Genomic DNA, 21271 nt, shown 5'->3' on the forward strand with positions numbered 1-21271 from the left:
ACTCCCTGCTATAGGATACGTGATTCAACGTTCAGCCCAGAATAACCGACGGATTCTCATGATGATGAAAAAGCGCCCTCAGGCGCCTTTTCATTAATACTTTACCCTTACTGCAACACCGAAATATCCGCTACTTGCAGGAACAGCTCACGCAACTTACTCAGCAACGTCAAGCGATTCACCCGCACCACATCATCTTCAGCCATCACCATCACACTGTCGAAGAACGCATCAACCGTCTCACGCAACGCAGCCAGTTCAACCAATGCTTCCTGATAACGACCTGCAGCAAACAAAGGTTCCAGCTTGTCACGCAACACCACCAGATGAGTGGCTAATTTCAGCTCTGTCGGCTCTTTCAATACCGAGGCTTGAACCTGATCCAGCAATACATCGTTGGATTTGGCTAAGATATTGGAAACACGCTTGTTAGCCGCGGCCAACGCGGTAGCCTCAGCCAAGGTACGGAAATGTGTTACCGCCTTCACCCGTGCATCAAAGTCTGCCGGCCGGGTTGGGCGACGCGCCAATACCGCCTGGATAGTATCCACTGCATGGCCTTCTTCCTGATACCAGGTACGGAAACGCCCCAACATAAAGTCGATGACATCATCCACCACCTTAGCATTGGTCAGCTTGCTGCCATACAGGCGCGCAGCCTCTTCGGTCAGGGTTTGCAAATCCAGTGACAGGTTTTTCTCAACGATGATACGCAGCACGCCCAACGCAGCACGGCGTAAAGCAAACGGATCTTTATCACCTTTTGGATGCTGGCCAATACCAAAAATACCGACCAGCGTGTCCATTTTGTCAGCGATTGCCAACGAGCAAGCCACCAGCGATTGAGGCAGTTCATCACCCGCAAAGCGTGGCTGATACTGCTCGTTAAGCGCAACAGCTACGTCCTCGGCTTCACCATCATGGCGTGCGTAGTGCATCCCCATCACACCCTGAGTATCGGTGAATTCGAACACCATATTGGTCATCAGGTCGCACTTCGACAGCAGCCCGGCACGCGTTGCGTGGTTAACATCAGCACCAATCTGGCCCGCAATCCAGCCGGCCATGGCTTGAATACGGTCAGTCTTATCACGCAGGGTACCCAACTGCTGCTGAAACAGTACCGTTTCCAGGCGCGGTAAATGATCTTCCAGACGCTTCTTGCGGTCAGTATTAAAGAAGAATTCAGCATCCGCCAAACGAGGACGCACCACTTTCTCATTACCAGAGATGATTTGCTGCGGGTCTCGGGACTCAATATTGGCGACGAAGATAAAATTCGGTAACAGTTTGCCAGCGGCATCGTAGACCGGAAAATATTTCTGGTCACCCTTCATGGTATAAACCAACGCTTCCGCAGGCACTGCCAGGAATTTCTCTTCAAATTTTGCCGTCAACACCACCGGCCACTCAACCAATGAAGTCACTTCCTCCAGCAGGCTCTCACTCAGATCGGCTTTTCCACCAATCTTCTGTGCTGCCAGTTCAGCATCACGTTTAATCAACGCCTTGCGGGTTGCGTAATCGGCGATCACTTTACCGCGCTCCTGCAGGATTTGCGGATACTGATCGGCGTTCTCAATAGTAAACTCTGGCTCACCCATAAAACGGTGACCACGAATGGTGCGAGCCGAATCGATGCCCAGCACGGTGCCTGGGATCAGTTCGGCCCCTAGCAGCATGGTCACCGTATGTACCGGACGCACGAACTGGGTTTCTTTATCACCCCAACGCATCAATTTGGGAATCGGCAGCTTTGACAGTGCCGTGCTCACCATACCGGCCAACAGTTGTTGTGCGGATTGGCCTTTAACATGGGCGCGATACAGTAACCATTCACCTTTATCGGTCACCAGGCGTTCAGCTTGATCAACGGTAATGCCGCAACCACGCGCCCAGCCCTCAGCAGCCTTACTGGGCTGACCGCTGGCATCGAATGCCTGAGCGATGGCCGGGCCACGTTTTTCAATTTCACGGTCAGCCTGTGCCGCGCTGAGTTTAGCCACTTTTAATGCTAGGCGACGCGGAGCAGCAAACCAGCTCACTTCGCCATGTGCCAAGCCGGCATTATCAAGTTCAGCCGTAAAATCTGCAGCAAAAGCTTCTGCCAGTGAGCGAAGAGCCTTCGGCGGCAGCTCTTCGGTGCCGATTTCCACCAGGAAAGTCTGTTGAGTCATAGCTGCCTCTTACTTCTTATTACACATCGGGAAGCCTAACGCTTCGCGGGAAGCGTAGTAGGCCTCGGCAACGGCTTTGGTCAGCGTGCGGATACGCAAAATATAACGTTGACGTTCGGTGACCGAGATCGCCTTACGCGCATCCAGCAAATTGAAGGTATGGGCCGCTTTGAGAATACGTTCATACGCAGGTAATGGCAGGGGGTTTTCCAACGCCAATAGGGTTTGCGCTTCCTTTTCGTATTGCTCAAAACAGGAAAACAGGAAATCTACATCCGCATACTCAAAGTTGTAGGTGGATTGCTCCACTTCGTTTTGATGGAACACATCGCCATAGGTGGTGATACCCAATGACCCGTTGCTCCAAATCAAATCGTAGACGCTATCCACACCCTGGATATACATCGCCAGGCGTTCCAGACCGTAAGTGATCTCGCCGGTGACCGGTTTACATTCCAAACCGCCAACCTGTTGAAAATAGGTGAACTGGGTCACTTCCATCCCGTTCAACCACACTTCCCAACCTAATCCCCAGGCCCCTAGTGTCGGGTTTTCCCAGTTATCTTCAACAAAACGGATATCGTGAATAGCAGGATCCAACCCCAGTTCTTTCAATGAACCCAGGTACAGTTCCTGAATATTTTCCGGTGAAGGTTTAATCACTACCTGGAATTGATAATAGTGTTGCAGGCGGTTGGGGTTTTCCCCATAACGGCCATCGGTCGGGCGACGTGAAGGTTGCACATAGGCCGCAGCCATTGGCTCCGGGCCAAGAGCACGCAAGCAGGTCATCGGGTGAGATGTCCCTGCGCCAACTTCCATGTCCAAAGGTTGAACAATAGTGCAACCCTGGCGCGCCCAATAGTCCTGCAGTGTCAGGATCAGACCCTGAAAGGTCTTGGTATCAAACTTTTGCATGTTGAATTCGCACGCGATACAAGTGGATTTAATAGAGGGGCTCAGTATACCTGTTGACCGTAAGATATACAGCCAGAATCCAGCAACAAGTCACAATCCCCCGATAAAAACCGTGGTGTGATATGCAAAAAGCCGGTTCAGCACGATACCCTAGTTCATTCAGCTTACCCCATGAGGCCCGAATAGCGACAGCAACAGGTTCAAGGTTGACGAGGCATCAAGGGAGTTTGCAAGATGCGGCACTTTAAACTCAGCGTTTTTGGGAGCATAGCCCACGCTATAAGTGAAGTGATATAGCGTAGCCAACACAAGTAACTTCAAGGATAATGTGTCAAACATTTTAAAATTCATTATGGACAGCTAAGTATGATAGAAGGCCTTGATAAAGATTGTCATTTATTATCAGAGAGTAAACCTAACGAACTCATTAATTCATCTATCAAAAGCTATCTAGAAAAAAAACTAAAAGAGTTTAATAATATAAAGTACGCTTATGCCATAATGAATAAAAAGAACCCTGCTGATTTTTCAGTGATTTCAAATAGAACTGAATGGTTTGATTTTTATGTCAATAACAACTTTCAGTATATCGACCCGGTTTTAGTGACTGCATCACATCGGGTTACCCCATTTTTTTGGGATAAAAACATCATGATTAACTCGGGAATTAAACTGCCAAAAATATTTAATATGGCGAAAAGTTATGATGTTACTCATGGTTATACCTTCGTGTTGCATGACCATCTTCATCATCTGGCGGTTTTATCTATTATCATAGATAGCCATTGTGATAATAGTGTTGAACCGCTGATTAGAGATAACCAAGATAGTTTCCAGCTATTGTTGATGAAAACGCATGAAAAACTCATTAACACTTCTCAAGAACTGAATAACGCTAACTACTTTGAGAAAATAAACCAGAGAAATTTCTTTTCCCCTCGCGAGAATGAAATTATTTATTGGGCAAGCATGGGGAAATCCTATCAGGAAATTGCACTTATCTTAGGAATTAAACTCACCACAGTAAAATTTCATATTGGAAATGCAGTTAAAAAGTTAGGCGTTAACAATGCCAAGCATGCCATAAGGCTCAGTGTTGAATTGCAGCTAATCAGGTCGGTTCGCTAATGTAGCCAAACTTTCAGATAAAATTGCTCAAAAACCATTTGACTAAAAAAAATAAAAAGGAAGAGGGTAAAATGCATAAAAATATACTCTCACCCCTTCTTTGATTGGGTGAGAGAAACTGTTGACAGGCACTCTGTGATTTACAATAATGTTTAAGAATTTTCCCTGGTGTTGGCCAATTTGGCACCTGATCCTTTAATCGGGATCAGTTTTTTTTGCTTAAAATTCTTGTTATTGTTGTTACGCACTAACGATAAAGTTTTTTGTTACTGAATGATAGTTATACTAAAGTACAGTCACCCACTATACTTTTTCGGTAACAGGCCCGCATCAGGCACCGTACCAGCGTTTGTGGCACCCTATGCCGACTTCAAACTACCAGGCAGTCCTTATCTATGGTGCCTTCCCGCTAAGCCAATCATCAGAAATGGTGCACTAACGCTATATACTCGGGTCACTGCGTCAGTAAAAAACGAAATAAGAATAAGGAGTATCGGCATGGATAATCAACGTTGCGGTTGGGTTACCGCTGACCCATTATATCTTGAGTACCACGATAAAGAATGGGGCACCCCAACCACGGATGCACGCGAACTGTTCGAAATGTTGTGTCTGGAAGGGCAACAGGCTGGCCTCTCTTGGATCACGGTGCTGAAAAAACGTGAAAACTACCGCCGTGCTTTCCACAATTTTGACCCAACACGTATCGCGGCCATGAACGAACAAGATGTGGCGTTATTGCTGCAAGACAGCGGGATTATCCGCCATCGCGGCAAGATTGAAGCCATCATTGCCAATGCCAAAGCTTATCAAGCCATGGAACTAGCGGGGGAAAATTTTTCTACCTTTATCTGGCAATTTGTCGGAGGTAAACCGCAACTGAACCACTGGCAAGCCCTAAACGAAGTGCCCGCTCAAACAGAGATTTCTGTTGCCATGTCCAAGGCATTGAAAAAGCGCGGCTTCAAATTTATCGGTTCAACCATCTGCTATGCCTTTATGCAGGCCTGCGGCTTGGTAAACGACCATGTTACTGGTTGTTTTTGCCACCCGGAGAATACCAAAGATGATACGCACCGCAACGCCCGCCGACCTTGACGTGCTGATGGTGCTCTGGCTAGAAAGCACCACCCGTGCTCATCCCTTTGTGCCATCTGACTATTGGCAGCAAAGTGCTCAACTGGTACGGGATAACTATTTGCCCCGAGCTAAAACTTGGGTGTATCTGCATAACCAGCAAATTGTCGCTTTTATCAGCATATTGGATGAGCGCTTTATTGGCGCTCTGTTTGTTGACCATCACTTTCATGGCAAAGGGGTGGGGGCAGCATTAATGGCCTGCGTACAGCATCATTATCGTTGGCTTAGCCTGGAAGTGTATGAGGAAAACCAACGAGCTTGCGCCTTCTACTACAAACAAGGATTCCGCGAAATGCAGCGTCTGTTTAACCAAGAAACTCAAGCCCATACGCTAATCATGAATTGGCCTGCTACTTAATTTCAATAAACTGGCATGGGTCGGTCCGTAGATTGATCGATTAGAATAGGATGAACTTGAATGAACTGAGCTGGCAGAGGTTGATCACTCCCGTAAAACAACCCGCTATTCTTCCCGTTTTGTGATTGATATCATATTTTTCTCTTCTGTCACTTTTTAATGGGATCGGTTCCATTTATGGTGACGATACTGATAACAGTGGCAATACTTCCAGCTTAATCTCAAAAATTCACAGGCAACCTGTAAGTTACAACAGTATTTAATCATTTTCCCTGGTGTTGGCCAATTTGGCACCTGATCCTTTAATCGGGATCAGTTTTTTTGCTCCTAAGCAATGATAGTAAAAGCTAAACTGAATGATGTTATCGGTCGCCACTCCGCTTCCCCTATATATTCATCGCCATTCAAGCCGCGACGGTACCCGGGTACCCTGGTTCACACTAATTAATTGATTTATGATAGCTATATCGTTCTCTCGTTGGAGTTTTTAATGAAGCCTTCAGTCATATTGTATCGGAGTATTCCTGCCGACCTGCGTCAGCGGCTGGACAAGCACTTCAGGGTACATGCTTTCGATGATTTACCCCCAGATAATACCCCTGCGTTTGAGGCTGCATTACAACAAGCTGAAGGGATTATCGGTTCTGGCGGCAAAATTGATGAAGCCTTTCTGCAACGGGCACCTAAACTACGTGCTGCTTCAACGATTACAGTAGGTTACGATAACTTTGACCTCGAAGCGCTTAATGCCCACCAAGTATTATTGATGCATACCCCGAGCGTATTAACAGAAACCGTGGCCGATACCATCATGGCCTTGATGTTGGCCACCGCACGCCGCGTAGTTGAAGTCGCCGAGCGAGTGAAAGCGGGTGAGTGGCAAAATAACATTGGGCCCGAGTGGTATGGTGTTGATGTTCATCATAAAACTATTGGCATCCTCGGTATGGGGCGCATCGGGCTGGCATTGGCGCAACGGGCACACTTAGGCTTTAACATGCCAGTGTTATATAACGCCCGCCGCACCCATCAACAGGCCGAACAAAATTTCAACGCCCGCCGTTGCGATCTTGATACTCTGCTGACTGAGTCAGATTTTCTTTGCATCACACTCCCGTTAACTGACGAAACCTTCCAGATGATCGGCCACGAACAATTGGCGAAAATGAAGAAAAGCAGCATTCTGATCAATGTAGGGCGAGGGCCGGTGGTTGATGAGCAAGCGCTTATCGAGGCCTTGCAGAACGGTACTATTCACGCTGCCGGGTTGGATGTTTTTGAGCAAGAACCGTTATCGGTGAATTCACCACTACTGCAATTGCCCAATGTGGTTGCTGTGCCCCATATCGGTTCTGCCACTCATGAAACCCGCTATGGCATGGCTGAATGTGCTGTGGATAACCTGATTGCCGCACTCACAGGCAAGGTAACAAAAAATTGCGTTAATCCCCATTTACTGATTAATCCCTATTAACGACTTGACCTCTATTCACTACAAAGGTGATAGATACCCGTGTTACTCTTTTCGCTGTAAAAATTAATTAGCGTTTTATGCTATAAAAAGTACATATCATGATACTTCACATCGCCAGATAAAATATCTGCTTAATTGCACCTGCTTTTATCTGGCGGTATGGTGGAGCCCTACTGACCAATAACAATTCTGCGGCACCTATGACTTTTTCTCTTTTCGGCGATAAATTTACCCGTTATGCCGGTATCACCCGCTTAATGGACGACCTGAATGATGGTCTACGCACCCCAGGCGCCATCATGCTCGGCGGTGGAAACCCTGCAAAAATTCCAGAAATGGAAAGTTACTTCAAGCAACTGTGCCAGGATATGCTCGACCAGGGCAAATTGACTGAAGCACTATGTAACTACGATGGCCCACAAGGCAAAGACCTCTTACTGTCAACGCTGGCTAATCTGCTACAGAAAGAGTTTGATTGGCCCATCGGGCCACAAAATATTGCGCTAACAAACGGCAGTCAAAGCGCATTTTTCTACTTATTTAATTTGTTCGCTGGCCGCTACGCAGAAGGGAAACGCCGCCGCGTGTTATTCCCACTGGCTCCCGAGTACATCGGCTATGCCGATGCCGGGTTGGATGAAGGGTTATTTGTCTCCGCCAAACCCAATATAGAGTTCCTGCCAGACGGCCAATTTAAATATCACATCGATTTTGAGCATTTAACGATCGGTGACGATATTGGCATGATCTGCGTTTCACGCCCGACCAACCCGACAGGTAATGTGATCACCGACGAGGAACTGAACAAACTCGATCTATTGGCACAGCAGCACGGTATACCTTTGGTGATTGATAACGCTTATGGCGTACCTTTCCCGGGCATTATTTTCAGCGACGCAACGCCATTATGGAACCCCAATATCATTCTGTGCATGAGCCTGTCTAAACTCGGCCTGCCAGGTTCACGTTGTGGCATCGTTATAGCCAATGAACGGGTAATTACCGCCCTAACCAATATGAATGGCATTATCAGCCTGTCGCCAGGAAGCATCGGCCCAGCTCTGGCGGCAGAAATGATTGAGCGTGGCGATCTGTTACGTCTGTCTAATGAAGTGATCGGCCCGTTCTACAAACAGCGTGTTGAACAGACCATTGGTATTATTCGCCGTTATCTATCACCAGAACGTTGCCTGATCCACAAACCGGAAGGGGCTATTTTTCTCTGGTTATGGTTTAAGGATCTGCCCATCACCACAGAATTACTCTACCAACGCCTGAAGAAACGTGGGGTCCTGATGGTGCCAGGCCACTATTTCTTCCCAGGACTGGAACAGGAATGGCCACATACCCACCAATGTATGCGTATGAACTATATTCCTGACCCAGCAAGCATTGAACAGGGTGTGATGATCTTGGCAGAAGAGGTTGAACGAGCACATCAAGAAGCGGGTTAAAGAACCAAGGGGCTCTGAAGAGCCCCTGAATCTACCACCTTGAAAAACATCACTACATGATCTTGAAAAACACCATTACATGGCCCAAAACAGCACGGCCAACAATTGCGGAGACATAATACGCAGGAACATTGCCAACGGATAAACCGTGGCATAAGAGAGTGCCGCTGCACCACTGGTGGGATGCAGGCCATTGGCAAAGGCCAGGGCAGGTGGATCAGTCATCGACCCTGCCAACATGCCCGATAGCGTCAGGTAGTTCATTTTGCCCATCACCCGGGCTAATATACCCACGGTGATTAAGGGAATGGCAGTGATCAACGCACCATAGCCAATCCAGGCTAACCCTTCACCATGGATCAGGGTGTTAATAAAGTTACCGCCCGACTTCAACCCCACCACCGCCAGGAACAATACAATACCCAACTCACGCAACGCCAGGTTAGCACTGGGGGGCATAAACCAGTAAAGTTTGCCGATACTGCCGATACGCCCCAGGATCAAAGCCACCACCAGCGGGCCGCCAGCCAACCCCAACCGCAACGCCGCCGGGAAGCCAGGAATAAACAACGGAATAGAACCCAGCAGCACCCCTAACCCGATGCCAATAAACACCGGCAACATTTGTACCTGTTGCAACTTCTGCTTGGCGTTACCAACAATCGCCGCCACGACCTCGATAGATTCTGGCCGCCCTACCAGGTTGAGAATATCCCCGAACTGCAGCGTGACATTACTGCCTGCCACCAGCTCAACACCAGCACGGTTAAGGCGCGAAATCACCACGTCATATTTCTGCTTAAAATTCAGATCGCGAACTTTTTTACCCAAGACCTTTTCGTTGGTCACCACGGCACGAACCACCTGCAGAGCAGTACCCTTGGTAGAAAGTGACACATCCACTTCCTCACCGATCACCAAGCGCGCGTTCTCCAACTCTTCACGCTTACCCACCAAGTGAAGAAAATCCCCTAACTCCAACGTTTCTTGCGGTGATGGCACCATCAACAGGTCGCCCCGCTTCAGGCGCGAGCAGATGATGTCATCGCTGTTAAGTAATGGCACATTTTTGATGGCCAGACCTTGCAGGTTAGGGTTACGTACCGCCACATTCATGGTCTGCAGCAGTTCGCGATTGTTGCCCATGCTGCTTTCAAACTCTTTCGCTTCTTGTTCAATATTGATACGAAAGAACAGCCGGATAAGCCACATCACCAGTAGAATGCCACAGATACCAAATGGATAGGCCATGGCATACCCCATCCCCATACGATCAACCAGTGCCGGATCCGACCCCAAATCAGTCAGTATCTGTTGCCCGGCACCCAGTGCTGGCGTATTGGTCACCGCACCAGAGAACACCCCAAGAATAATTGGTAATGGGACTGCAAACAGTTTGTGGACTGCCGCTGCGACCACCCCGCCCATAAGCACCAGCAAAATGGCAAAACCATTCAACCGGAGACCAGAGACACGCAAGGAAGAGAAGAAACCAGGCCCAACCTGGATACCGATGGTGTAAACAAACAGGATCAGCCCAAACTCCTGAATAAAGTGCAACATATCGCCGTTGAGGTCTATCTGATAAGTCTGTGCAAAGTGCCCGACAATGATACCGCCAAACAAGACGCCACCTATCCCTAAACCCACGCCATACACTTTCCAGTTGCCAATCCATAACCCGAGAATAGCCACTAACGCCAGCATACTGACGGTCAGGGCGATATCACTAATACGTCACATCCTTAACAAAAGTTTAATAACCAATATGTGGTAAAAATCACAATTTAAAACGCAACCTAACCAGGTTAGAGGGATTCTGGCATAAACTTTGAGGGTGTAATGTGGGGTATTCCACATTAATGTGACAGGGGAGGCCATTCAGACCTCCCCACCATGATTTTCTTTTTATTCAGCCAGTTACTTGACTTCTAGCTCCGGAGTGCTACTGATGCTGATCCGTTGTGGCTGTAAGGCTTCCGGTACATGGCGCACCAGCTCAATATGCAGCAGGCCATTTTCAAATTTGGCCTCGGAAACCTGCATGTGTTCCGCCAAGGTAAAAGTCAAAGTGAATTCTTTGCACTCCCATCCTTGATGCAGATATTCCACCTGTTTTTCGGGTGGCGTGGGTTTACCGCATATCGATAAACGTGGACCTTCCACTTCAATATCCAACTCACTCTGTTTGAACCCGGCCAACGCCAGAGAAATGCGGTAGTGGTTATCGTCACTCTTCTCGATGTTGTAGGGGGGAAACCCTTGGGGTTCCTGCCCACCCATTGAGCTGGCCAGCTTGTCAAAACCGATCCATTGACGCAAAAGTGGGGATAAATCGTAGTTACGCATGGTATTAACTCCTTCCAAGAAGCGAGATAGGTATTAATTTGCCCCCGAACTATCAGCAGGCAAGGTGGTGTTTCACCCACAGTGAAACGGAATTATTTAATTTCGATCCGACGCGGTTTTAATGTTTCCGGCACGATGCGCTGCAGATCGATATACAGCAAACCGTTTTCCAACTTGGCCCCTTTAATTTGAATATGTTCGGCCAACTGAAATTTACGTTCAAAATTACGCTCGGCAATACCTTGGTATAAATAGGTTTTTTCAACGGCCTGATTATGGCGAGCCCCACGCACAATCAGCAGATTGTCCTGGGTGATAATCTCCAGTTCCGGCTCGGCAAACCCGGCCACCGCGATGGCGATACGATAATTATTCTCATCAACCAGCTCAACGTTATACGGCGGATAGCCACCATTACCTTGATTTTGCCCGGTTTGCAGAGCATTAAACAGGCGATCAAAACCAATAGCAGAACGGTATAGTGGGGAAAGATCAAAATTGCTCATAAAACTGCCTCCTAAAACACTTCAGCGAGGTGGGTAATAACGTCTTCCATTATGGACAGACTCAAATGTGGACAAGCTCAACGCCAGTGTCCCTTTTCAGCGAACTCTTAAATTGGCGTTACCAAGAAAATGGGGCTGGGTTCACTTATTTCAACTCACCGGGTTAAAAAAATCGTCAAACATAAAGACGATAATTTGCCCATCACATACAATAAAGTGAGATAACCGCCACAGAGCGAAATTTTATATCTTTCAATCTATTCGTGAGCTGGTACAAATTGATTTAACTTAATCATAAATCAGCAAATTTCGGCAGAAATCCACCTCAGGATGAGTCAATGAAATCAGTAAAGAGACTAACCACCAGCGGCCTGTGCTTACTCATCAGTGGCTGCTCCAGTGTGATGAGCCACACCGGTGGCGATCAGGGTTACTATCCTGGCACCCGTGCCAGCATAGATACGATGAAAAAAGAGGACACCAGTTGGGCAATGATGCCCCTGTTAGCCATCGATCTACCCTTCTCGGCAGTGATGGATACCATTTTGCTACCTTATGATTACCTCCGTTCGGATGATGATAAAACCACCCAGTCCCCCAAAGCACGTATCGAACGTGACGAGGCAAAAAATCTGTCTGAGAGCGGTAATCTAGGGCAGGGGATGCCAACGCCATCCCCCCCGAAGACCCAGAAATAGTTCCATGCCATTTAAAATCCTAAAGAGAACAGTATGAGCCTATTTGATGACATTGTTTCCGCCCATCAACAATTGCGCCCACAAGTCCGCGTCACCCCGTTGGAACACAGCGTGCTGCTTTCACAGCAATTAGGCTGCGAGCTCTATCTTAAGTGCGATCATTTACAACATACTGGCTCATTTAAGTTTCGTGGCGCCAGCAACAAACTACGGTTACTGAGTGAACAACAACGTCAACAAGGCGTGATTACCGCATCAACCGGTAACCATGGCCAAGCCGTTGCACTCGCGGGTAAATTAATGGGCGTCAATGTCACCGTCTATGCACCTGAAAGTGCCGCTACCATCAAGCTCGATACTATCCGTGCCTTAGGTGGCAAGGTGGAATTGGTCCCGGGTGACCCATTGAATGCCGAGTTGGCTGCGGAAAAGGCCGCACGCCAACAGCATAAAACCTATATTTCCCCTTATAACGATGCCGCCGTAATTGCAGGCCAAGGTACCTGTGGGATGGAAATCGTCGAACAGCAGCCAGAACTGGATGCGGTATTTGTTGCGGTGGGTGGCGGTGGCTATATTGCGGGAATGGGTACCGTTCTAAAAAAATTGTCGCCAAAAACACAACTTATTGCCTGCTGGCCAGAAAATGCCACCAGCATGTACAGCGCACTGGAGGCGGGGCATATCTACCCAGTGGAAGAACAAGAGACTCTCTCTGACGGTACTGCGGGGGGAGTGGAACCGGGTGCTATCACCTTCCCCCTGTGCCAACAGGTCATTGACCGTAAAGTATTGGTCAGCGAAGAGGAAATCAAACAGGCAATGCGCCTGGTTGCCAGTAGCGACCGTTGGATTATCGAAGGTGCTGCCGGCGTGGCCTTAGCCGCAGCCTGCAAATTGGCACCCGAGTTGCAAGGCAAAAAAGTGGCCGTGGTGTTATGTGGTAAAAATATTGTGCTGGAAAAATATTTGCAGGCAGTCAGCCATGAAAGTCATTAATAAAACACAAATTCTTGCTGCTTTTGATGCCGACAGCATCACCCAACTGCTAAAAACCGGTTTTATCGCCTACTCTGCGCGCCAGGTACAGATGCCACCAGTGCAACACTTTCGGTTTGAAGCAGCGGAAGGTGACTGTTGTATTAAATCCGCATGGCTGGAAGGGGAAGAATACTTTGTGGTGAAAGTGTCTTCTGGGTTTTACCACAATCCACAACAAGGGCTGCCTAGCAACCAAGGCTTAATGATGGCCTTTTCTGCGCAAACTGGCAAACCACAGGTGCTACTGTTGGATGAAGGCTGGCTGACAGCATTACGTACTGCCCTGGCTGGGCGCATCGCTGCGGAATTATGCGCACCGCAAAACGTGCAGGCCATTGGTATCGTGGGCACAGGAATGCAGGCATGGCTACAATTGCAACACCTTAAAACGGTCACCGACTGTCGCCAAGTGTGGCTTTGGGGTCGCAGCCCACATCACCTTGCTGACTATTGTCAACGGGCTGAAGCGGAAGGTTTTCAGGTAAATACCACCCAAAATGCCGCTGAACTGGCGGCACATTGCAATCTGATTGTGACCACCACGCCAAGCCGTGAACCCCTGCTGCAAGCAGAGGATATCCGCCCAGGAACACATATCACCGCCGTAGGGTCAGACGCTGAGGGAAAACAGGAGTTAGCAACGGCGTTGGTCGCCAAAGCTGACACCATCCTGGTGGATGCACTCAGTCAATGCAGTCAGTATGGTGAAATTGCTCGTGCCTATCAGCAAAATTTACTGGCGTCAGTAGCTGTGGTTGAGTTCGGAGAAATACTGGCTCGTGGCGAGCGGGTTAGAAAGAATGAACAACAGATCACCTTGGCCGGCCTCACCGGGTTAGCCATTCAGGATGCTCAGATTGTGAAAGGAATTCTGGCAAAACTATAATACGAACTTCTCAATAGCGCGTGCCACGCCGTCTTCAGTGTTGGTACTCGTTACAAACTGGGCAATCTCTTTCAGTTCCGCGATCGCATTGCCCATCGCTACGCCAACACCAGCATATTCAATCATCGCAATATCGTTACCCTGATCCCCCAGCGCCATCACGTTTTGCTGTTTGATACCCAGATGATCCGCCAGCATTTTCACCCCAGCGCCTTTATCAACCCGCTGGTGCAAGATTTCCAGGTAAAAGGGGGCGCTTTTCATAATGGTGTAACGCTCGCCGGCTTCCGCTGGCAAATGAGCGATGGCATGCTCTAACAATTCAGGCTCATCAATCATCATCACTTTCGGGAAACGTAGGGTACGATCCATCTCCTCTACGCTACGGTATTTCAACGGAATACCGGTAATTCCCGCTTCACGAATGGTATATTTGCCAATATTTTTATTCGGGGTATACAGGGTATCGAAATCAAATGCGTGATAATGCACCCCAAGCTGCCGCGCTAACTGCTCAAAATAGAGATAATCGTCAAAACTGAGGGTTTCTTGCAGAATGCAGGTTCCATCGGCGGCTTTAAGCACCAATGCACCGTTATAGGTAATACAGAAATCATCAGCGCCTTGCATATCCAACTGACATAGATAATCCTGCACCCCCACATAGGGCCGCCCTGTAGCCAGCACCACCTTCACCCCTTGAGCGCGCGCCGCACTAATCGCTTGCTTCACCGCTGGCGTGATCTGGTGTTGAGGGTTGAGTAACGTGCCATCCATATCAATTGCTATCAGTTCAATTGCCATACGAATTTCTCTTGGTAAGTTACCTTGGTAGGTATCAGGTTGATGCAAGGTGTTGGTAGACGATAACCTAGCCTGGCTAGAACGCAGCGAGACTAAAACGCAGCGATAAAAAATCCGCGCGGGAGCACCGGCGCGGATTTTTTGTTGCTGATTAACGCATTAAATATCGATGTTCGCCGCTTTCAGGGCATTCTCTTCGATAAAGGCGCGACGCGGTTCAACTGCATCACCCATCAGGGTGGTGAACAGTTGATCTGCGGCGATAGCATCTTTCACTGTCACTCGCAGCATACGGCGTTGTTCTGGGTCCATGGTGGTTTCCCACAATTGGTCTGGGTTCATTTCACCCAAGCCCTTATAACGCTGCACCGACAGACCACGGCGAGATTCTTTCACCAGCCATTCCAACGCTTGCTCGAAACCATTTACCGGCTGACGACGTTCGCCACGTTCAATAAATGCATCCTCTTCCAGCAAACCACGCAGTTTTTCACCCAATGTACAGATCTTGCGATATTCGCCGCCGTGGATGAAATTGAAATCCAGAGGATAATCAGTATCGACGCCGTGAGTACGAATACGCAGCACCGGCTCCAACATCTGACGTTCTGGGTTCTCAACCATGACAAAATCATAGCTGCTGCCATGCTGTTCGTTATCATTGAGCAATTTCACCAGTGACTCGATCCAGGTTTTCACTTTAGCCTGGTCACTCAGATCATCTTCGCTCAAGGTAGGTTGATAGATTAGGTTGTTGAGTAAGGCACGCGGATAACGACGCTCCATTCGGCCAATCAGCTTTTGTACGCTGTAATGCTCAGCCACCAGTTTTTCCAACGGTTCCCCAGCCAATGGCGGTGCGACCTCATTGGTATGCAAGGTTGCCCCATCAAGCGCAATGGAAATCAGGTACTGGTCCATGGCCTCGTCGTCTTTAATATACTGTTCCTGCTTGCCTTTCTTCACCTTGTATAGCGGCGGTTGTGCAATAAACACGTGACCACGCTCGATGATTTCCGGCATCTGGCGATAAAAGAAAGTCAGTAACAATGTACGGATATGCGAACCATCGACGTCAGCATCGGTCATGATGATGATGCTGTGATAACGCAGTTTATCTGGGTTGTATTCGTCGCGGCCAATGCCACAGCCCAGCGCAGTGATCAAGGTAGCCACTTCCTGCGAAGAGAGCATCTTGTCAAAACGCGCTTTCTCAACGTTAAGGATTTTACCTTTCAGTGGCAAAATCGCCTGGTTTTTGCGGTTACGCCCCTGTTTTGCCGAGCCCCCCGCAGAGTCCCCTTCCACCAGGTACAGTTCAGACAACGCCGGATCGCGCTCTTGGCAGTCCGCCAATTTGCCTGGCAAGCCAGCCAAATCCAGTGCACCTTTACGGCGTGTCATTTCACGCGCTTTACGTGCTGCTTCACGCGCTCGGGCCGCATCAATAATTTTACCAACAACGATTTTGGCGTCTGATGGGTTTTCCATCAGGTAATCCACCAGCTTCTCGTTCATCAGTGACTCAACTGCCGTTTTCACTTCCGAAGAGACCAGTTTATCTTTGGTCTGTGAAGAGAACTTCGGATCCGGCACTTTCACCGAAACGACGGCAATCAAACCTTCACGGGCATCATCACCGGTGGCACTGATCTTGGATTTTTTACTGTAGCCTTCTTTATCCATATAGCTGTTAAGGGTACGCGTCATCGCGGCACGAAAACCGACCAGGTGAGTCCCCCCATCACGCTGTGGGATGTTGTTGGTAAAACAGTAGATATTTTCCTGGAAACCATCGTTCCACTGTAGTGCCACTTCCACACCGATATCATCTTTTACCGTTGAGAAGTAGAACACCGTTGGATGGATTGGCGTTTTGTTCTTGTTCAGATACTCAACGAACGCCTTGATCCCGCCCTCATAGTGGAAGTGGTCTTCTTTGTCGTTACGTTTATCTTTCAGACGAATAGAAACACCCGAGTTAAGGAACGACAGTTCCCGCAGGCGCTTGGCCAGAATATCGTATTCAAATTCGATGTTATTGGTAAAAGTCTGGTAACTCGGCCAAAAACGTACTGTGGTGCCGGTTTGGGTGGTCTCACCCACCACTTTCAGCGCCCCTTGTGGCTCACCGTGTTTATAGGTTTGCTCGTGCACTTTGCCTTCACGGCGGATCACCAGCTCAAGTTTCTCTGACAAGGCGTTAACGACGGAAACCCCCACGCCATGCAAGCCACCGGAAACTTTATAGGAGTTATCGTCAAACTTACCGCCGGCATGAAGAACAGTCATGATGACCTGTGCCGCAGAAACCCCTTCTTCTTCGTGAATACCGGTGGGAATACCGCGGCCATCATCCTGCACCGACACCGAGTTGTCAGCATGGATGGTCACCTGAATGTCATTACAGTGGCCAGCGAGGGCTTCGTCGATAGCGTTATCCACAACCTCAAACACCATGTGGTGCAGACCGGTGCCGTCATCAGTATCGCCGATATACATGCCTGGACGCTTACGCACAGCATCCAGCCCTTTTAATACCTTGATACTTGAAGAGTCATAAGAATTCGACATCAACGTTTCTCGCTTATTTTAATCCTGTGGTCGAACTTCTATTTTACCCTGTTCCACACGGAACATCCTGCCCTTTTCACCGATCATGTCAGTAACTTGTTCAGCACTTACCGCGCTGACAAAAACCTGAGCCTGAGTGGCTTTCAGACGTTCAGCCAGCAACCGGCGACGGCCAGTGTCCAGCTCGGAGGCAAAATCATCAATCAGATACAGGCAACGCCGCCCGCTCTGCCGGGTGAGAAACTCACCCTGCGCCAAGCGCAATGCACACATCAGCAATTTAAGCTGACCGCGTGATAATAAATCTTCTACCGGTGTGCCTTCGGCACGAATACGGAAATCTGCTTTATGTGGCCCAACCGAGGTATAGGTTAATGCCCTGTCACGCTCAAACTGCCGCTCCAACAGCTCTCCATAGTCACTCTCTTTATCCCAACCGCGCTGAAAAGAGAAATTTAACGCAAATTCAGGCAAAAATTGTGCACAGGTCGCAGTAATATCGGCGGCAATGGCCTCACTGTATGCCGCCCGCCACTCGCTGATGCGTTCAGCCAGTGGAACCAACTGCTGATCCCAGGCGCGCAATTGCGCATAACGACTGACTTGGCGCAAGCCAGCATTACGTTGCTTCAGTAACCGTTTCAGGTTGCTCCAGGCGGTGAAAAAACCGGGTACATCATGGAAGCATCCCCAATCCACAAACGCGCGCCGATATTTTGGCCCGCCATTGAGCAGGGTAAAACCTTCGGGAGTAATCAACTGCATGGGCAATAGTTGGGCGAGTTCCGCCACTTTATGACCATCGCTGCCATCAATACGTACTTTGCTGTCACCTTGCCGGCTTCGGCTTAGCCCTACTGATAACTCACGTTCCGCCCCTTCAATCCGGCCATGCAGTACAAATTCCGGCTGATCATGACGGATCACTCGGCCAGCCTGCAAGCTACGAAAAGCGCGCCCATGACCAAGGGTATAAACCGCCTCTAATACGCTGGTTTTACCACTGCCATTGGCCCCAACCAGGAAGTTAAACCCAGGTGCGGGAGCCAGATCCGCCGCTTCAATATTGCGGAAATCTTTAATCAGTAAACGCGTTAACGCCATGCGGCAGTTATCTTAATCATCGAACAACCCTGGGCGTTATCGTCGCAAGCCATTTGCTTGCCGTACAACGCCCAGCAACCGATGCGTACACAGAGTACGTGAGGATTGCGAGTACGGCCCAATCACAAAGGAGCAAGTAAGATAGCCCGATAATTTCTACAAACGCATTGGCATAACAACATAGGCCGCCGCCTGACTGGCCGCGTCCTCAATCTGCACGCTGGAGACCGAATCAGTCAGCAGTAGACGCACATCCTCGCACTTGAGCGAGTTTAATACATCCAGCACGTAGCTGACGTTAAACCCAATTTCCATCTCGCTGCCATCATAGCTGACATCAAGGATCTCTTCTGCCTCTTCCTGCTCCGGATTATTGGCAGTGATCTTGAGTTGATTTTGACTGACGTACAGGCGGACACCGCGAAACTTCTCATTCGACAAAATGGCCGCACGGGCAAAGGCCTGCTTAAGCAAGTCACACCCGGCTTCTAAGGTCTTGTCAGGGTTCTTCGGCAATACGCGGCGATAATCAGGGAAACGGCCATCAACCAATTTGGAGGTAAAGATAAAATCCCCCACATGGGCGCGAATATTGTTGCTGCCGATCTGCACACGGAGTGGCGTATCACCAGCATCCAGCAGACGCACCAGCTCCATCACCCCTTTACGTGGCACAATCACCGAATGTGTTGGCAAGGATTGACCAATCGGCATGGCGCATACCGCCAGACGGTGACCATCAGTCGCCACTGTGCGGAGCTCTTCCCCTTCGGTTTCAAACAACATGCCGTTGAGGTAATAGCGCACATCCTGATGCGCCATCGAGAACTGGGTCGCATCGATCAGGCGCTTTAAGGTCGCCTGCGGTAGCGTGAACTCCACTTCACTCTGCCAATCATCCAGATTCGGAAAATCTACCGCCGGTAGCGTGGATAATGAAAAACGGCTACGGCCAGAACGCACCAACATGCGCTCACTTTCGAGCGTGACGGTAATCTCGGCACCTTCCGGTAAACCCCGGCAGATATCAAAAAATTTACGTGCAGGGACAGTGGTCGCCCCCACTTCATAGGGCTGGGACAAAGAGACGCGTGCCACCATCTCCATTTCCAGATCGGTTCCCGTCAACAATAGAGAACCTTCCGTTACCTGCAATAACAGGTTACCCAGAATTGGCAACGTTGGGCGGCCACCCAGTGGGCTACTCACCTGTTGCAGCGGTTTTAGCAGATGCTCACGTTCAACGATAAATTTCATATGCGCTATGACGACAATGTTCTGATTAAATTGGAAAAATCTTCTTTGATGTCGTGACTTTCTTCACGCAGCTGCTCAATTTTCCGGCAGGCGTGCAACACCGTGGTATGGTCGCGGCCACCAAACGCATCGCCAATTTCTGGCAAGCTGTGGTTGGTGAGTTCCTTTGACAATGCCATCGCCATCTGGCGCGGGCGAGCAACGGAACGGGAACGCCGCTTCGACAGCAGGTCCGCCACTTTGATTTTATAGTACTCTGCCACCGTCTTTTGAATATTATCGATAGTGACCAGCTTTTCCTGCAACGCCAGTAGATCCCGCAACGCTTCACGCACGAAATCAATGGTAATGGCGCGTCCAGTAAAATTAGCATTGGCGATCACCCGGTTCAACGCCCCTTCCAGCTCACGCACGTTGGAACGTAGACGTTTGGCGATAAAGAACGCCACTTCACCCGGCAAACGAATATCGTTTTCATCTGCCTTTTTCATCAGGATCGCTACGCGGGTTTCCAGCTCTGGTGGTTCAATTGCCACCGTCAGGCCCCAACCAAAGCGAGACTTCAAACGATCTTCCACCCCGTTAATCTCTTTAGGATAACGGTCAGAAGTGAGGATGATCTGTTGGTTGCCTTCCAGCAATGCGTTAAAAGTATGGAAAAACTCTTCCTGCGAACGCTCTTTATTGGCAAAAAACTGAATGTCATCGATCAGCAACGCATCCACCGAACGGTAGTAGCGCTTGAATTCTTCAATCGCGTTATTCTGCAACGCCTTAACCATATCCTGCACAAAACGTTCCGAGTGCATATAAACCACTTTGGCATTGGCTTTACGCGCCATGATGCCATTACCCACCGCATGCAACAGGTGAGTTTTACCCAAGCCGGTTCCACCATACAGGAAGAGTGGGTTATAAGCCCCACCAGGGTTATCTGCCACTTGCCGAGCCGCAGCGCGCGCCAGTTGGTTCGACTTACCTTCAACGAAGTTATCGAAAGTATGTTTGGGGTTAACATTGGAACGGTAAGAAAGCTCTGGTGGCGGTGCGGCATTATCCCAACTGTGACGAGAAGGTGCCGCAGTACGGGCCACTGGGGCTGCCGGTGCATTGTTGACGCTGGCCGTAGCCGCCTGACTTATCGTTCGTGTCAGAGGTTTACTGCCCACCTCAAAACGCAATAGTGGCACATCAGTCCCACAAAAATCATTAAGCAGCCCATTGATATTGTTTAAGTACTTATCGCGCACCCAATCCAGCACAAAACGATTGGGCGCATACAGCGCCAGAGTATTGTCACTCAGTTCCGCCTGTAATGGGCGTATCCACATACTAAATTCTGTGGCTGGTAACTCATCCTGCAATCGGGCAAGGCACTGCTGCCAAAGCGAAAGTGACACGGC

18 protein-coding genes are annotated in these 21271 nt (G+C 49.1%); 8 read left to right on the plus strand and 10 right to left on the minus strand.

The window, feature by feature from the left end:
* Positions 1–107: 107 nt before the first annotated feature.
* Both glyS and glyQ read right to left on the minus strand, forming a co-directional pair.
* Positions 108–2177, minus strand: coding sequence for a glycine--tRNA ligase subunit beta (gene glyS / locus ACX9GV_RS17940; RefSeq protein WP_473196424.1), 2070 nt, complete (start codon positions 2175–2177; stop codon positions 108–110).
* 9 nt (positions 2178–2186) lie between these two features.
* On the minus strand, positions 2187–3095 hold the full coding sequence (gene glyQ, locus ACX9GV_RS17945) for a glycine--tRNA ligase subunit alpha (protein WP_473196425.1): 909 nt from the start codon (positions 3093–3095) through the stop codon (positions 2187–2189).
* A 366-nt stretch (positions 3096–3461) separates the two neighbouring features.
* Here glyQ and ACX9GV_RS17950 point away from each other — a divergent pair, with 366 nt between their 5' ends.
* The 5 genes from ACX9GV_RS17950 (at position 3462) to ACX9GV_RS17970 (ending at position 8649) form a co-directional block, all read left to right on the plus strand.
* Positions 3462–4223 (plus strand): helix-turn-helix transcriptional regulator, encoded by a 762-nt coding sequence (locus tag ACX9GV_RS17950; RefSeq protein WP_473196426.1) that lies wholly within the window; start codon positions 3462–3464, stop codon positions 4221–4223.
* Between the two features lie 498 nt (positions 4224–4721).
* Positions 4722–5321, plus strand: coding sequence for a DNA-3-methyladenine glycosylase I (locus ACX9GV_RS17955; RefSeq protein WP_473196427.1), 600 nt, complete (start codon positions 4722–4724; stop codon positions 5319–5321).
* Positions 5290–5721, plus strand: a complete 432-nt coding sequence (locus ACX9GV_RS17960) for an N-acetyltransferase (RefSeq protein ID WP_473196428.1) — start codon at positions 5290–5292, stop codon at positions 5719–5721. Before ACX9GV_RS17955 ends, ACX9GV_RS17960 begins: the two co-directional genes overlap by 32 nt.
* Positions 5722–6211: 490 nt before the next feature.
* Complete coding sequence (ghrB, locus tag ACX9GV_RS17965; RefSeq protein WP_473196429.1) at positions 6212–7195, plus strand: glyoxylate/hydroxypyruvate reductase GhrB; 984 nt, start codon at positions 6212–6214, stop codon at positions 7193–7195.
* Positions 7196–7395: 200 nt separating this feature from the next.
* Positions 7396–8649 (plus strand): valine--pyruvate transaminase, encoded by a 1254-nt coding sequence (locus tag ACX9GV_RS17970; RefSeq protein WP_473196430.1) that lies wholly within the window; start codon positions 7396–7398, stop codon positions 8647–8649.
* A gap of 75 nt (positions 8650–8724) precedes the next feature.
* Here ACX9GV_RS17970 and ACX9GV_RS17975 read toward each other — a convergent pair whose 3' ends face one another.
* From ACX9GV_RS17975 to ibpA, 3 genes are all read right to left on the minus strand, one after another.
* Complete coding sequence (locus ACX9GV_RS17975) at positions 8725–10383, minus strand: putative transporter (protein WP_473198067.1); 1659 nt, start codon at positions 10381–10383, stop codon at positions 8725–8727.
* A gap of 186 nt (positions 10384–10569) precedes the next feature.
* A complete protein-coding gene (gene ibpB, locus ACX9GV_RS17980; RefSeq protein ID WP_473196431.1) occupies positions 10570–10998 on the minus strand; it encodes a small heat shock chaperone IbpB in 429 nt (142 codons plus the stop codon).
* 92 nt (positions 10999–11090) lie between these two features.
* A complete protein-coding gene (gene ibpA, locus ACX9GV_RS17985; RefSeq protein WP_023489190.1) occupies positions 11091–11504 on the minus strand; it encodes a small heat shock chaperone IbpA in 414 nt (137 codons plus the stop codon).
* Positions 11505–11842: 338 nt separating this feature from the next.
* On the opposite strand from ibpA, the gene ACX9GV_RS17990 reads away from it, so the two are divergent.
* From ACX9GV_RS17990 to ACX9GV_RS18000, 3 genes are read left to right on the plus strand one after another with little or no spacing between them, the layout of a single operon-like run.
* Complete coding sequence (locus ACX9GV_RS17990; RefSeq protein WP_473196432.1) at positions 11843–12202, plus strand: YceK/YidQ family lipoprotein; 360 nt, start codon at positions 11843–11845, stop codon at positions 12200–12202.
* 33 nt (positions 12203–12235) lie between these two features.
* Entirely contained in the window at positions 12236–13201 is a 966-nt protein-coding gene (locus ACX9GV_RS17995; protein WP_473196433.1) for a threonine/serine dehydratase, read from the plus strand.
* The gene (locus tag ACX9GV_RS18000) at positions 13188–14129 is read left to right on the plus strand and encodes an ornithine cyclodeaminase family protein (RefSeq protein WP_473196434.1); all 942 of its coding nucleotides are present in this window, start codon (positions 13188–13190) and stop codon (positions 14127–14129) included. Before ACX9GV_RS17995 ends, ACX9GV_RS18000 begins: the two co-directional genes overlap by 14 nt.
* Here the strand turns inward: ACX9GV_RS18000 and yidA are convergent.
* The 5 genes from yidA to dnaA form a co-directional block, all read right to left on the minus strand.
* Positions 14124–14933 (minus strand): sugar-phosphatase, encoded by an 810-nt coding sequence (gene yidA / locus ACX9GV_RS18005; protein ID WP_023489194.1) that lies wholly within the window; start codon positions 14931–14933, stop codon positions 14124–14126. The two genes, ACX9GV_RS18000 and yidA, sit on opposite strands and share 6 nt — an antisense overlap.
* A 159-nt stretch (positions 14934–15092) precedes the next feature.
* Positions 15093–17507 (minus strand): DNA topoisomerase (ATP-hydrolyzing) subunit B, encoded by a 2415-nt coding sequence (gene gyrB, locus ACX9GV_RS18010; protein WP_473196435.1) that lies wholly within the window; start codon positions 17505–17507, stop codon positions 15093–15095.
* Between the two features lie 18 nt (positions 17508–17525).
* Positions 17526–18611 carry a DNA replication/repair protein RecF gene (gene recF, locus ACX9GV_RS18015; RefSeq protein WP_473196436.1) on the minus strand — a complete coding sequence of 362 codons (1086 nt, stop codon included), beginning with the start codon at positions 18609–18611 and terminating at the stop codon, positions 17526–17528.
* Between the two features lie 156 nt (positions 18612–18767).
* Positions 18768–19868 (minus strand): DNA polymerase III subunit beta, encoded by a 1101-nt coding sequence (dnaN, locus tag ACX9GV_RS18020; RefSeq protein WP_023489197.1) that lies wholly within the window; start codon positions 19866–19868, stop codon positions 18768–18770.
* A 5-nt stretch (positions 19869–19873) separates the two neighbouring features.
* Positions 19874–21268 (minus strand): chromosomal replication initiator protein DnaA, encoded by a 1395-nt coding sequence (dnaA, locus tag ACX9GV_RS18025; RefSeq protein WP_473196437.1) that lies wholly within the window; start codon positions 21266–21268, stop codon positions 19874–19876.
* Between the last annotated feature and the right edge of the window lie 3 nt (positions 21269–21271).

It is taken from the genome of Serratia sp. 25CWL12 (assembly GCF_055790885.1).

Bases quoted from the DNA above. Each gene is read 5' to 3' on its own strand.
- glyQ (WP_473196425.1), bottom strand. From the start codon at position 3,095: ATGCAAAAGTTTGATACCAAGACCTTTCAGGGTCTGATCCTGACACTG.
- ibpB (WP_473196431.1), bottom strand. From the start codon at position 10,998: ATGCGTAACTACGATTTATCCCCACTTTTGCGTCAATGGATCGGTTTT.
- recF (WP_473196436.1), bottom strand. From the start codon at position 18,611: ATGGCGTTAACGCGTTTACTGATTAAAGATTTCCGCAATATTGAAGCG.
- ACX9GV_RS18000 (WP_473196434.1), top strand. From the start codon at position 13,188: ATGAAAGTCATTAATAAAACACAAATTCTTGCTGCTTTTGATGCCGAC.
- gyrB (WP_473196435.1), bottom strand. From the start codon at position 17,507: ATGTCGAATTCTTATGACTCTTCAAGTATCAAGGTATTAAAAGGGCTG.
- yidA (WP_023489194.1), bottom strand. From the start codon at position 14,933: ATGGCAATTGAACTGATAGCAATTGATATGGATGGCACGTTACTCAAC.
- ibpA (WP_023489190.1), bottom strand. From the start codon at position 11,504: ATGAGCAATTTTGATCTTTCCCCACTATACCGTTCTGCTATTGGTTTT.
- ACX9GV_RS17950 (WP_473196426.1), top strand. From the start codon at position 3,462: ATGATAGAAGGCCTTGATAAAGATTGTCATTTATTATCAGAGAGTAAA.
- glyS (WP_473196424.1), bottom strand. From the start codon at position 2,177: ATGACTCAACAGACTTTCCTGGTGGAAATCGGCACCGAAGAGCTGCCG.
- ACX9GV_RS17970 (WP_473196430.1), top strand. From the start codon at position 7,396: ATGACTTTTTCTCTTTTCGGCGATAAATTTACCCGTTATGCCGGTATC.
- ACX9GV_RS17990 (WP_473196432.1), top strand. From the start codon at position 11,843: ATGAAATCAGTAAAGAGACTAACCACCAGCGGCCTGTGCTTACTCATC.
- ACX9GV_RS17960 (WP_473196428.1), top strand. From the start codon at position 5,290: ATGATACGCACCGCAACGCCCGCCGACCTTGACGTGCTGATGGTGCTC.
- ACX9GV_RS17995 (WP_473196433.1), top strand. From the start codon at position 12,236: ATGAGCCTATTTGATGACATTGTTTCCGCCCATCAACAATTGCGCCCA.
- ACX9GV_RS17955 (WP_473196427.1), top strand. From the start codon at position 4,722: ATGGATAATCAACGTTGCGGTTGGGTTACCGCTGACCCATTATATCTT.
- ghrB (WP_473196429.1), top strand. From the start codon at position 6,212: ATGAAGCCTTCAGTCATATTGTATCGGAGTATTCCTGCCGACCTGCGT.
- dnaN (WP_023489197.1), bottom strand. From the start codon at position 19,868: ATGAAATTTATCGTTGAACGTGAGCATCTGCTAAAACCGCTGCAACAG.